Annotated in this window: 11 protein-coding genes and 1 pseudogene; 7 read left to right on the top strand and 5 right to left on the bottom strand. The window is 44.8% G+C overall.

Annotated elements, in window-relative coordinates; genetic code table 11:
- Positions 1-6: 6 nt before the first annotated feature.
- The 3 genes from mreD to ABL924_RS11000 all read right to left on the bottom strand — a co-directional run bounded on the left by mreD (position 7) and on the right by ABL924_RS11000 (position 2545).
- Entirely contained in the window at positions 7-501 is a 495-nt protein-coding gene (mreD, locus tag ABL924_RS11010; protein ID WP_349027142.1) for a rod shape-determining protein MreD, read from the bottom strand.
- Positions 488-1363 (bottom strand): rod shape-determining protein MreC, encoded by an 876-nt coding sequence (gene mreC, locus ABL924_RS11005; protein ID WP_349027158.1) that lies wholly within the window; start codon positions 1361-1363, stop codon positions 488-490. Before mreC ends, mreD begins: the two co-directional genes overlap by 14 nt.
- A gap of 138 nt (positions 1364-1501) precedes the next feature.
- The gene (locus tag ABL924_RS11000; RefSeq protein WP_349027141.1) at positions 1502-2545 is read right to left on the bottom strand and encodes a rod shape-determining protein; all 1044 of its coding nucleotides are present in this window, start codon (positions 2543-2545) and stop codon (positions 1502-1504) included.
- A gap of 118 nt (positions 2546-2663) precedes the next feature.
- On the opposite strand from ABL924_RS11000, the gene gatC reads away from it, so the two are divergent.
- From gatC to ABL924_RS10970, 6 genes are all read left to right on the top strand, one after another.
- A complete protein-coding gene (gene gatC, locus ABL924_RS10995; RefSeq protein WP_349027140.1) occupies positions 2664-2951 on the top strand; it encodes an Asp-tRNA(Asn)/Glu-tRNA(Gln) amidotransferase subunit GatC in 288 nt (95 codons plus the stop codon).
- A gap of 11 nt (positions 2952-2962) precedes the next feature.
- Positions 2963-4414, top strand: coding sequence for an Asp-tRNA(Asn)/Glu-tRNA(Gln) amidotransferase subunit GatA (gene gatA / locus ABL924_RS10990; RefSeq protein WP_349027139.1), 1452 nt, complete (start codon positions 2963-2965; stop codon positions 4412-4414).
- Between the two features lie 9 nt (positions 4415-4423).
- On the top strand, positions 4424-5890 hold the full coding sequence (gene gatB, locus ABL924_RS10985; protein ID WP_349027138.1) for an Asp-tRNA(Asn)/Glu-tRNA(Gln) amidotransferase subunit GatB: 1467 nt from the start codon (positions 4424-4426) through the stop codon (positions 5888-5890).
- 39 nt (positions 5891-5929) lie between these two features.
- Positions 5930-6520: a DUF502 domain-containing protein gene (locus ABL924_RS10980; protein WP_349027137.1), complete on the top strand. Its 591-nt coding sequence runs from the start codon at positions 5930-5932 to the stop codon at positions 6518-6520.
- A 26-nt stretch (positions 6521-6546) separates the two neighbouring features.
- On the top strand, positions 6547-7116 hold the full coding sequence (locus ABL924_RS10975) for an NAD(P)H-dependent oxidoreductase (RefSeq protein WP_349027136.1): 570 nt from the start codon (positions 6547-6549) through the stop codon (positions 7114-7116).
- 104 nt (positions 7117-7220) lie between these two features.
- Complete coding sequence (locus tag ABL924_RS10970; protein WP_349027135.1) at positions 7221-9884, top strand: UPF0182 family protein; 2664 nt, start codon at positions 7221-7223, stop codon at positions 9882-9884.
- Positions 9885-9926: 42 nt separating this feature from the next.
- Here the strand turns inward: ABL924_RS10970 and ABL924_RS10965 are convergent, their stop codons facing one another.
- Positions 9927-10139, bottom strand: a complete 213-nt coding sequence (locus ABL924_RS10965) for a hypothetical protein (RefSeq protein WP_349027134.1) — start codon at positions 10137-10139, stop codon at positions 9927-9929.
- A 323-nt stretch (positions 10140-10462) separates the two neighbouring features.
- On the opposite strand from ABL924_RS10965, the gene ABL924_RS10960 reads away from it, so the two are divergent.
- Positions 10463-11419, top strand: coding sequence for a hypothetical protein (locus ABL924_RS10960; RefSeq protein ID WP_349027133.1), 957 nt, complete (start codon positions 10463-10465; stop codon positions 11417-11419).
- A 294-nt stretch (positions 11420-11713) separates the two neighbouring features.
- Here the strand turns inward: ABL924_RS10960 and ABL924_RS10955 are convergent.
- Positions 11714-11871: pseudogene (locus tag ABL924_RS10955) on the bottom strand (IS630 family transposase); the annotation flags it as partial.

Here is an 11871-nt window from a genome sequence, read left to right as displayed (position 1 = left end):
CGCAAATTAATCGGTTTTGATGGGTTTTGCTAATCTGACAAAACGTAATAAGGTATAAACCAATGGCCAACATAGCGTACCAACAAAAATGGGTAGCCAAAAAGTTGGCTTTAATTCTGCGGTATATTGGATATTTTTAATGAAAAATAGCAGAAGCTGCGATAACAATAAACAAAAAAAGATGAATAGCGCTTGTTGGATGAAGGGTAACTGGCGCAGTCGCCTGTGTAGTGACAAGCAAAGATAGATCACCAGCGAATAAGCCAAGGCATATTGACCAAACATTCTGCCGGTCAATACATCGGTTAGCAAGCCGAACGTCCAGGCATGAAAAACACCGACGCGCTCAGGCATGGCAAGCGACCAGTAGATGAGCGTCAACAACACCCAGTCTGGGTTGTAAACAGCAAATATCGTGGGTAATGGTGCTATTTTCAGGCACATTGCAAAGGCAATGGTCGAGATAATACGGCCAAAACCATAACTTTTATTCATTGGCATGATCCTCCGCCTCGTTTTGCTTGGGTGATTGCGAAGGCGCAAGGGAAACCGGTTTTTTATCGCTCCATACAATCATCAATTCCCTGTTACGATCAAGCAATGCTTTTGGAGTAGCTGTAATACGCTTGTTAGCGGGTGGAGCGAAGGTGTCAACAACGGCTACTGGGTAGCCTTGCGGGAAAGTTCCACCTAGCCCCGAGGAGATTAATAAATCTCCAGGTCGAATATCGGCATTGTCAGGTAAAAAAGGCAAGTTAAGGCGATTTAATTCACCACTGCCAACAGCAATGGTTAACAGCCCGTTACGATTGACTTGCACTGGAATGGCATGGTTTGGGTCAGTGATTAACATGACTTCGGAGCTGTACGGTAACGCTCGAAAAATTTGACCCACTATCCCATTGGCGTCGACAACGGCCTGCTGTGGATGCACACCAAAACGTGTACCTTTGTTAACGACCACGATGTTTTCGTAAGGAGATGCAATATTGACGGCTAATAACTCAGCGACTAATACCTGCTCACCCAGATCAAAAGAATTTTCCAGCAAAGCCCTCAGCCGGATGTTTTCCTTTTCCAAAGCTTCGTATTTAAGGAGGCGAATTTGGTTGAGCGATTGTTTTTCACTTAATTTTTTGTTCTCTTCCCTTAGTGACGAGTACGATCTGATTGAATAATTGATTCGACTCATTGTCTCCGTGGGTAGGTCAACGAGATATTTGATGGGGTCAACGGCCAACGATAAAGCAGCGCGAACAGGAGCCAGGCGAAAATTGATGTGTTCCGTTGTCAATAGAGCGATTGAAGCCATGACTGCAATGAACAGACGTATGTGGATTGAGGGGCCTTCGGCAAATAACAGTTTTATAGCGGAGGCCTCTTAATCAGTTTAAAAGTAGGCTGCAAAGACTAACGTTATCGCTATACCCAAAGATTACAAAGCTGGTCAGAATAGTTTTAGTAACCGCCAACACAATAAGTATTTTGTCAGAGAGATAACTCATTCAAAGGAATAAGCAGACATGCCTTTTTTGTCTATCATTTCCAACACCATGCCGCCACCTCTGGCAACACAGGTCAAAGGGTCATCGGCGATATGTACGGGTAGACCGGTTTCTTCTGAAATGAGTCTGTCAATATCTTTTAACAAAGCGCCGCCTCCGGTTAAATAAATACCCCGATTGGCAACATCCGAGCCGAGTTCAGGCGGCGTTTGTTCCAAGGCAAACTTTACTGCACTGATTATACCGGATAAGGGTTCCTGCAAAGCTTCAAGAATTTCGTTGCTATTTAATGCAAAGCTGCGAGGAACACCTTCGGCCAAGTTGCGGCCGCGAACTTCTATTTCCCTGACTTCGCTACCGGGGTAAGCGGTGCCAATTTCAATTTTAATTCTTTCGGCAGTCGCTTCACCGATTAAAGTGCCATAGTTCCTGCGTACATAATTGATGATGGCTTCATCAAAACGGTCGCCGCCAATACGTACCGAGTTGGAATAGACGATACCGTTGATCGAGATAATAGCCACTTCGGAGGTGCCGCCACCGATGTCAAGCACCATTGATCCGCAAGGTTCATCGACAGGTAGTCCCGCACCAATCGCTGCAGACATAGGTTCTTCAATCAAATAGACTTCGCGAGCACCAGCCATTGCCGCTGACTCCCGAATAGCACGTCGTTCCACTTGGGTTGATCCGCAAGGGACACAGATCAAAATACGTGGGCTGGGGCGAAGCAGTTTGCTCTTATGGACTTTTTCAATAAAATATCTCAACATTCTTTCGGTGACGGCAAAGTCGGCGATCACGCCGTCTTTTAAAGGCCGAATGGCGGTGATATTGCCTGGTGTACGCCCTAACATCTGCTTTGCTTCAGTACCCACGGCGGCTATGCTTTTGGTGCCGCGTACTTTGTCCTCTTTAATGGCGACCACTGACGGCTCGTTGAGGACTATGCCCTGGCCAGGGATGTATATAAGGGTGTTGGCGGTTCCAAGATCAATCGAGAGATCGTTTGAGAAAAGACCGCGAAATCTTTTGAACATTTTTTACCTGCGTCCAGAGAGAAGGGGGATTAAACCGTCATACTTTATCAATCAAGCGGGTATTCGGGCAAGTTATAAAGTATTATAGTTTATGGCTTTGGTTTTAATAGGGTACAAAATGACCTTAACGGCAGACGATGTAAAGAAGATTGCACATTTAGCAAGACTTGGGATTAATCAACAAGATATAGCGTCTTACACCCATGATTTATCGGGAATGTTGGAGCTTATGACGCAAATGGGCGAAACTAACACCAATGATATTATGCCGATGGCGCATCCCATGGATCAACAACAGCGCCTAAGAGCTGATGAAGTGACGGAAAGTGATAACCGTAATAATTTTCAGGCGATTGCGCCTCAAGTTGAAGAAGGTCTTTACTTGGTTCCTAAAGTTATTGAGTGAAGGGATATCGCGTGCATAATAAATCAATCAAAGAGTTAGCCGTAGGCTTACGATCCGGCGAATTTTCCAGCATGGAATTGACCCAAACATTTTTGAATAGAATTAAACAACATCAATCGTTGAATTGCTTTATCTCTGTTACCGAAGATTTGGCGTTGCAAGCAGCCCAACGTGCCGATGTAAAAATTGCCAAAGGCGATGCCAGCTTGCTTACAGGAATACCAATCGCACAAAAAGATATTTTTTGCACGCAAGGCGTTAAGACTTCCTGCGGATCTAAGATGCTGGATAATTTTATTTCACCTTACAATGCCACGGTGGTTGAAAAATTAAACAGTGCGGGAGCGGTCATGTTGGGTAAACTCAATATGGACGAATTTGCCATGGGTTCATCCAATGAAACTAGCTATTACGGTGCGGTCAAAAATCCCTGGCACACGGATTCAGTTCCAGGTGGCTCGTCAGGTGGCTCTGCGGCTGCGGTGGCCGCGCGGTTGTCGGTTTGTGCGACGGGTACGGATACCGGCGGGTCAATCCGTCAGCCAGCGGCACATTGTGGCATTACCGGATTGAAACCGACGTATGGGCGCGTGTCCCGCTATGGCATGATTGCTTACGCATCCAGCCTGGACCAAGGCGGGCCGATGGCTCGTAGTGCGGAAGATGCCGCTATCTTAATGCAAGCAATGGCGGGTTTTGATCACAAGGATTCCACCAGTGTTGATATGCCAGTACCGGATTACCAAGTTGGATTGGCAAACGAGATTAAAGGCTTAACCATCGGCTTGCCGAAAGAATTTTTTGGGGACGGTTTAAGCAACAATGTTGCAACAGTCATTGAGAAAGCTATCCAGGTATACCGGGACATGGGTGCTATTGTAAAAGAAGTCTCCATGCCCAATCTCAAATTGGCTATCCCAGCTTACTATGTTATCGCCCCAGCAGAATGTTCTGCTAATTTGTCGCGTTTTGACGGTGTACGTTTTGGTTACCGCTGTGCTTACCCTCAGGATTTGACAGATTTATATACCCGCTCCCGTGGCGAAGCCTTCGGTAAGGAAGTCAAGCGCCGTATCCTCATGGGTACTTACGCATTATCGGCGGGTTACTACGATGCTTATTACATCAAGGCGCAAAAAATTCGCCGCCTTATAAGTGAGGATTTCAAAAAGGCTTTGGCTGAAGTCGATGTCATTATGGGCCCGGTCACACCTAGCACGGCCTTCGGTATCGGCGAAAAGATTGGCAACCCAATCGAAATGTATTTGTCTGATATTTATACCATCGCCATCAACTTGGCAGGTTTGCCTGCCATGTCAATTCCCGCTGGCTTTGCAGAAGGCAAACCTGTGGGCTTACAAGTCATTGGCAACTATTTTACAGAAGATAGATTATTGAACATAGCACACAAGTATCAGCAAGTAACTGATTGGCATCAGCGTTCACCTAAAGGTTTTGAATAGGAGCAGCACATGGAAACTTCTCAAGAACGTGAATACCCTCTGGGGCATAAATGGGAAACAGTGATCGGCTTGGAAATCCATACCCAGCTTGCGACTAAGTCGAAGATATTCTCAGGTGCAGCAACCGCTTATGGAGCTGAACCAAACACCCAAGCCTGTGCAGTCGATTTAGGTTTGCCCGGCGTATTGCCCGTTTTGAACGAACAAGCGGTAACGATGGCGGTAAAATTCGGTTTGGCAATTGAAGCCGAAATTGCACCCTACTCGGTCTTTGCCCGTAAAAATTATTTTTATCCCGATTTGCCCAAAGGCTACCAGATTAGCCAGTTTGAATTGCCTATCGTCGGCAACGGTCATTTGGATATTTACGTGGATGGCACGACCAAACGCATCGGCATAACCCGCGCCCATCTGGAAGAAGATGCCGGAAAATCCTTGCACGAAAACTTTCACGGTATGAGCGGTATCGACCTGAACCGTGCGGGTACGCCGCTGTTGGAAATAGTCTCCGAACCGGAAATGCGTTCCGCTAAAGAAGCCGTGGCTTACATGCGGAAAATTCACGAGTTGGTGCGTTATCTCGGTATCTGTGACGGAAATATGCAGGAAGGCTCGTTCCGCTGCGATGCCAATGTTTCAGTAAGACCAAAGGGGCAAAAAGAATTTGGTACGCGTGCCGAAATCAAAAACATCAATTCCTTCAAGTTTGTTGAAAAAGCCATCAACCACGAGGTCGAGCGGCAAATTGAGTTGATTGAAAGCGGCGGCAAAGTCGTCCAGGAAACCCGTCTGTACGATGCCAATAAAGACGAAACCCGCTCCATGCGGAGCAAGGAAGAAGCCAATGATTACCGCTATTTCCCTGATCCTGATTTATTGCCGGTGCATGTTAACGAGGAATTTAAGGCGCAGATAAAGGCAAAGTTGCCGGAATTACCGGAAGCAAAAAAGCTAAGGTTTAAGGAGCAGTATCAACTCGATGATGAAAATGCAGGCATCCTGACCTCTTCACGACAACTGGCAGATTACTACGAAGCCTTGGTGAAAGAATCGGCTTGTGAAGCCAAGCTCTGCGCTAACTGGATGTCGGGCGATCTGCTGGCTGCGCTTAACAAAGCTGACTTAGACATCAGCCAATCACCAGTAAACTACCAACGCTTGGCGGGTCTTTTACAGCGCATCGGCGACGACACCATAAGCGGTAAAATTGCCAAACAAGTCTTTGAAATCATGTGGCAATCTGATAAAACTGCCGATGAAATTATCGCCGAACAAGGCTTGCAACAAATTACCGATACTGGCGCAATTGAAGCCATAATTGATAAAATCATTGCCGACAATCCTGGCCAGGTAGAACAATACCACAGCGGCAAAGATAAGGTATTCGGCTTTTTTGTCGGCCAAGTCATGAAAGAAATGCAAGGTAAGGCAAACCCTGCGGAAGTCAACAAGATGTTGAAAGAAAAATTGAAATGATATAACTCGAAAATGAACAACTAAAACGTCGGAGGCGCCATGCAAACAGTAACCAAAAAATTGTTGAACTACTTCCTGATCGGTATTTTGGCGGTTATCCCCATCGTGGTGGTGTTGCAGATTGTCTTGTTCGTCAAAAGCATATTGATGAGCATGTTTGGTTTTGTGCAAGGTTACTCGGCAAACTATTTTTATACCGCACTATTTTTCGTGTTCAGTTTTTTTCTCCTAGTTTACATAGGCCGTGAAATCTTCCAGAAAAGCCGCCCTATCATCATCAGCGCCTTTGAACATGTTATCGACAGAATTCCCTTTTTGAATACCATCTATAGGGTTATCAAAAAAGTCAGTGCAATGTTCATCAAAGACGACCAAACCATCGCCAAAGAGGTAGTCTATGTGGAATACCCAAAAGACGGCGTTTGGGTGCCTGCTTATGTGACTAATCGTTATGAGAGCAAAGTGGTACTGTTTATCCCGACCTCGCCCAACCCCACGTCCGGTTTTACCGTGATTGTCGATAAGTCAAAAATCGTCGAATCGGATATGGACATCGAAGATGCCACCAGCTTTATCGTGAGTGTCGGGGTTGATTATGACAAAGCTAAAGAAATGACTCGGTTGCCCTAGCCAACACACAATACAATTCAGATAATATGCCTAAAATCCTCGCCTTTTCCGGTAGCTCCAGAAAAGAATCGTACAACCAAAAACTCGCGCAGATTGCAGCACTTGGCGCACAGCAAGCAGGCGCGGAAGTCACTGTTGTCAATCTGGCAGATTATCCCATGCCTATTTTTAACCAAGACCTTGAAATGGCAGAGGGAATGCCAAATCCCGCACGGGCATTTAAAGAATTGCTAATTGCCCATGACGGCTTCCTTATTGCTTCTCCAGAATACAATAGCGCGTTCAGCCCCTTGCTCAAAAACGCTATCGACTGGGCATCGCGCCGGGAAGGGGACGAAGCGCCGCTGCTGGCCTTTCGGGGCAAGGTCGCCGTAATTATGGCGGCTTCTCCTGGAGCTTTGGGTGGCTTGCGGGGTTTGGTGTTTTTACGGATGTTGTTAGCTAATATTGGCATTATCGTGTTGCCCTACCAACTCGCGGTAGCCCAAGCTGACAAGGCATTCCATGATAATGGACATTTGCTGGATGAAAGCAAACAGGATTCAGTGCTCAAGTTGGGTGTCTCCTTAGCGCAATATTTACAAAAACTAAAATAATTACTTTTCATCGTCAGGGTTAAACGCTATAACAATCAGGCTTTTATAAAATACAAAAACCCAGGTACACGAGCAAAAGCTCTGTCCGTTAACAAGAGGAACTTATGCGGAATCTAAACCTTATCCCCGCAGTCATTATTGCGACAATCGCCATTTCGTTTGTCCTGTTTATAGCCTTTCATTTCATCTTTCTCGACTTGTTTGTCGATTTATGGTGGTTTCAATCCATTAAACTCGAACATTATTTCTGGTTGCGCTTGCTCTACAAGTTTTTCCTGTCTGGCGCGGTCACTTTATTTTTCTTCACGATTTTCTTTTTCCATTTCTGGATTGCATCGCGTTATTTGGGCTTAAATCCCCAGGATGAAGTCATCAGTAATTTTGACCAGAACGCGAAATTCCAAAAGTTTTCTGAAAAATTTCTGTACGGTTCAGCGAAAATCTACACGCCTGTTGCTTTGATCTTGGCCATCTTCATAGCGATACCGTTTTATGACCAATGGGAAACGACCTTACTATACTTTTTTGGCGGTCGGTCGGGCGTTATCGAATCGGTTTATGGCAATGACATCAGCTTTTATCTGCTGTCTTACCCCATCTACCAGCTAATTCAGCCAGAACTATTAAGCACAGCCATATTGATATTTGTAATGGTAGGCGCTTTGTATTGGCTGGAGCATATATTTGTTCCCAACCAGAACAAAGAATTTCACCCAGGCGCAAAAATACACTTGGGAATCCTGATCGGTTTTGTGGTTCTTTTTGTTGTTTGGGGATTTTTACTACAGCGTTTTTCATTGCTGTATACCGACTCCCATGAACCTGTGTATTACGGTCCTGGTACAATTGAAATCCGCTACCAGTTGCCGTTAATCTGGTTGGGGATAATTTCTTTCCTGGCGATGGCGACCATTGCAGGGGTATTCATTTTTTCAGAGCAGCATCGGAGCAAGTCACCTTTTTTAATAGCGCTGGCGACATTTCTCGTTATTTGGGGATTACCAAATGTTGATTTTATTCCCGAATTTATTGCGAAATATATTGTTAACCCGAATCCAGTAAGGACAGAAAAGCCGTTTATCCAACAAAACATCGACGCAACCTTAGATGCATACGATTTAAAAAATATCAACACCGTCGAGTTGCCGGTAAAACTGAATGCCGCTGAGGATATCACCACCTGGGGCAGCCAAAAACGCTTCGAAAACATTCCGGTGTGGGACAGGGAGCATCTAATCAGCAGCTACAAACAGTTGCAGGAAATAAGACCGTATTATCAAATTATGAATATTGATGAAGACCGGTACTATATCCTTGACCACACCCGCCAAGTCAATTTGGCTGCAAGGGAAGTTAATACCTCAAAGCTGCCGAATGAAGCGCAGAATTGGGAGAACACGCATTTACGTTACACCCACGGCTATGGCGCTGTCGTCACCTCTGCCGCCCAAGATGCGGATAAGCCCTTGGTTTGGTATTTGCGCGACCTTAACATGTCTTCGTCGGCAGGGCTCGATGTCAAGTTCCCTGATATCTATTATGGTGAGGGCGAGTACAGTTATGTCATCGTACCTAATAAGCTTAAAATTGCCGATATTTCAGGCAGTAACTCAGGTGAGGATCCTGGGATTTCCAAGGCCTACCACGGCGAAGGCGGGATACAGATCAATTCTTTATTTAGGAAGGCTCTGCTGGCCATCTACCTTAAAGAGGAAAAAGTCTTTTTTTCGACCAATATAACCGACGAAAGCAAAATCAAGATTAAAAGGAATGTTGCCGAACGCGTCAACAAGTTAACGCCATTTTTGCACCTGGATAATGATCCGTATTTGGTCGTTGGCAAGGATAGGTTCTGTTGGATTCTAGATGCGTACACCTTGTCGGACAAATATCCTGTCTCCAAACCGCAAGAATTCGAGTTTGCAAAAGACAAGCACCGCTTTAATTACATCCGCAATTCGGTCAAGGTTGTCGTCGATGCTTATGATGGTGATGTCGATTATTATATTTCTGATCCTTCCGATGCCATTATCCAAGCCTACGATAGCGCATATCCAGGCTTATTCAAAAACCTGAATGAAATGCCGGAAGACTTACGCAAACATCTGCGCTATCCGCGTGATCTATACCAGTTGCAAATGAACGTATTTGCCAGATACCATCAACAAACACCCGAATCATTCTACGAGCAAGGCGAAACCTGGCAATTTGCCACTGTGCGGGATAAACCGGTCATGCCTTATTATCAAACAATGGATTTCGGTAACTGCAATGAGAAGGAAGAATTCGTCATGATTAACCCTATGACTCCCGTCAACCGAGATAACCTGAGCATGATTGGCGTGGCGGGAGTTATGGATAAAACCAAATGCGGGGTTAATTACAAACCTGGAATTACCGTCTATAAATTGGGTAAAGATGTACAGGTCAACGGTCCGGCTCAAGTTGAAGCCTTAATCAATCAAGATCCGGATATATCAGCGAATTTTACCCTCTGGGGGCAATCAGGGTCTTCTGTTGAAATGGGTCGGATGATTATCCTGCCGATGGGCAATACGGTCTTGTATGTACAGCCCATTTACCTAACCTCAACCAAAACCAAAATTCCTGAATTAAGCCGCGTCATCGTAGCCATAGGTAACAGAGTGGTTATGGATACGACGCTATGGTCGGCTTTCAATCGGCTAAAACAGTATTACCTTAAAGATGCTGCTGAGGTTAAGGAAACGGGAGCTTCGAAGGCTATTGTTAAACCGGATGGAAAGTGAGCCTTATAGGAGGCTTCTAATGCTTTAAAAAACTCCGGATGCCTACATGGATGTAGGTAGTAGGGCATGGTGCGGTTGCAGAGACACGCAAAACCTACAATCCACAATGTAAGAATTTCCTGTGCGGCTAATCCAAAGTTTATCCATCTTATGGCCTTCAATCCATCCCATCAATATCCATAAGACCGTACTGCCATTTTTGGTGGGCTTCCCTGCCGCTCTGCCTATCTTATACCAATCCCAATAAGTTCTCATTGTTACCTTCTCCAAAGGGAGAAGGTCAGGATGAGGGGATTTCATATAACAACTTCTTGGGATTGGTATTATTTGCAATGGCATACATCACCGGAGAGAAGCCCTATAGACTTACCGTTAAATTATTATTGACAGCATGAAAGAATTTGCGTACAAGTTAGGTCGTGTTTACGTTATCACGCAAACACAGCACTTCATTTGTTTCATAGCATTGGCTGCATTAGCCAATTTAAGCGTAGTGGTTTGTTTCATATAGAAAAATCATCTTAACTTATAAGGATACCCTCCTGACTATAAAGTATAAACTTTGTACCCTGCTCATTATGTTACTAACGGCTTCCGCTCAGGCGGCGGTTAACCCGCCTATTGTTGCAACGCCGACGGCGAAGGCATATTTTTTGGATACCGTGCTTTGGCCGTACAATGGCTCAACCTTATCAAAACATACTCCCGCTTACGACATCCCCGTTTGCTGGGAGAAACCTAATAAACCTAGCAATGCAGCCACCCTGACAGAAAAGAACAATGTTAAGTCGGCAATTACCAATACGTGGAAAAAATATTCATTAGTAAATTTTTTGGGTTGGGGGCAATGTTTGCCGACTTCTCAAGGCATAAGGATTACCGTCGATAATGTCAAAGGCCCACAGGCCGCACTTGGCAGACAGGGAAATGGTAAAGTTGGCGTGATGCGGTTGAATTTTAGGCTCAATACACCTGTTAGATCAACATCCGACCCCTTTTTAAAAACTATGTTAGCCCGCTGTCAGGCAGAAACTCCTGGGTCAACACTCCAAACGTGTATTCAATCCACAGCAATCCACGAGTTTGGACATATTCTAGGCTTGGCTCACGAGCAAAATAGACCCCTTCCATACCGTGACAATATTCCTCCAACTCTATTACGTTCCCTCTGCCTCTTGAAAGATGACAATCCAACTGTGTTACCGCAAGGTTCATTCACGACATACGGTAATACCCTTTTTACCGACTATGATCCTGATTCAATGATGAACTATTGTAGAGTTCCATATTTTGGCAGGCGTGATTTAAGCAATTTAGATAAATTAGCTATCAGGGTTTATTATGGTCAAATGCCAAGTTTTGATAACCGTACCAAAATATTAACGATTCCACGGTTTGAAAGGAGATCTGATGGCGCAATTCTTTTAGGCTCGTTTAGGTTATTGTCCAGTGGCAAATACCAGCAGATTGGTAGTTTGGCTACCACCACTACGCCATCATTAACAAAAGTAACATTATTTTCAAACGGAAATTAGAGATACCGGAATTGAAATTTATTAACCTTAAAGGCCATGTTAACCAGGTTGTTAAGGCAACTTTTGTGAAGGGCGCTGACGGGTTATACAAAAGAACCTGGGTAAGAACACAACCGACTAAATTTACCCCGGTGTCTTTTTAATTTAAAAAGCATTAAACATAACGGCGCGTGTTTGCAAAAGCGCGTGCCGTTATTCTCTTACGGCGAAATCAATATGAATAAAATAATTGACGTATTACTAGCCTGTTTACTTGGCTTATTACTAATACTATTGATCCGGCCTTTAGAAGTTTTAAGCTGCATATTTGACTCTCTTATCCTGAAAGAAGCTGCGTATGCGTTCTGGATTCAACTTCAGCATGTCCATATGTTGATTGGCGGCAGCGCGAAGTTTAACTTTTGTCCTGACCGGCACTCTCTTGCCGATGGCCTGTTTGAGGTCTGCGTTTA

The sequence above is a fragment of the Methyloglobulus sp. genome, from assembly GCF_040079455.1.
In the GTDB taxonomy this organism is placed as follows: Bacteria; Pseudomonadota; Gammaproteobacteria; order Methylococcales; family Methylomonadaceae; genus Methyloglobulus.
Note: the sequence above shows the minus strand (reverse complement) of the source record. Positions and strands in the feature narration are given on the sequence as shown.

Coding starts and splice junctions, on each gene's coding strand:
- mreD (WP_349027142.1), bottom strand. CDS start 501: ATGCCAATGAATAAAAGTTATGGTTTTGGCCGTATTATCTCGACCATT.
- ABL924_RS11000 (WP_349027141.1), bottom strand. CDS start 2,545: ATGTTCAAAAGATTTCGCGGTCTTTTCTCAAACGATCTCTCGATTGAT.
- gatC (WP_349027140.1), top strand. CDS start 2,664: ATGACCTTAACGGCAGACGATGTAAAGAAGATTGCACATTTAGCAAGA.
- gatB (WP_349027138.1), top strand. CDS start 4,424: ATGGAAACTTCTCAAGAACGTGAATACCCTCTGGGGCATAAATGGGAA.
- ABL924_RS10980 (WP_349027137.1), top strand. CDS start 5,930: ATGCAAACAGTAACCAAAAAATTGTTGAACTACTTCCTGATCGGTATT.
- ABL924_RS10975 (WP_349027136.1), top strand. CDS start 6,547: ATGCCTAAAATCCTCGCCTTTTCCGGTAGCTCCAGAAAAGAATCGTAC.
- ABL924_RS10970 (WP_349027135.1), top strand. CDS start 7,221: ATGCGGAATCTAAACCTTATCCCCGCAGTCATTATTGCGACAATCGCC.
- ABL924_RS10965 (WP_349027134.1), bottom strand. CDS start 10,139: ATGAGAACTTATTGGGATTGGTATAAGATAGGCAGAGCGGCAGGGAAG.
- ABL924_RS10960 (WP_349027133.1), top strand. CDS start 10,463: ATGTTACTAACGGCTTCCGCTCAGGCGGCGGTTAACCCGCCTATTGTT.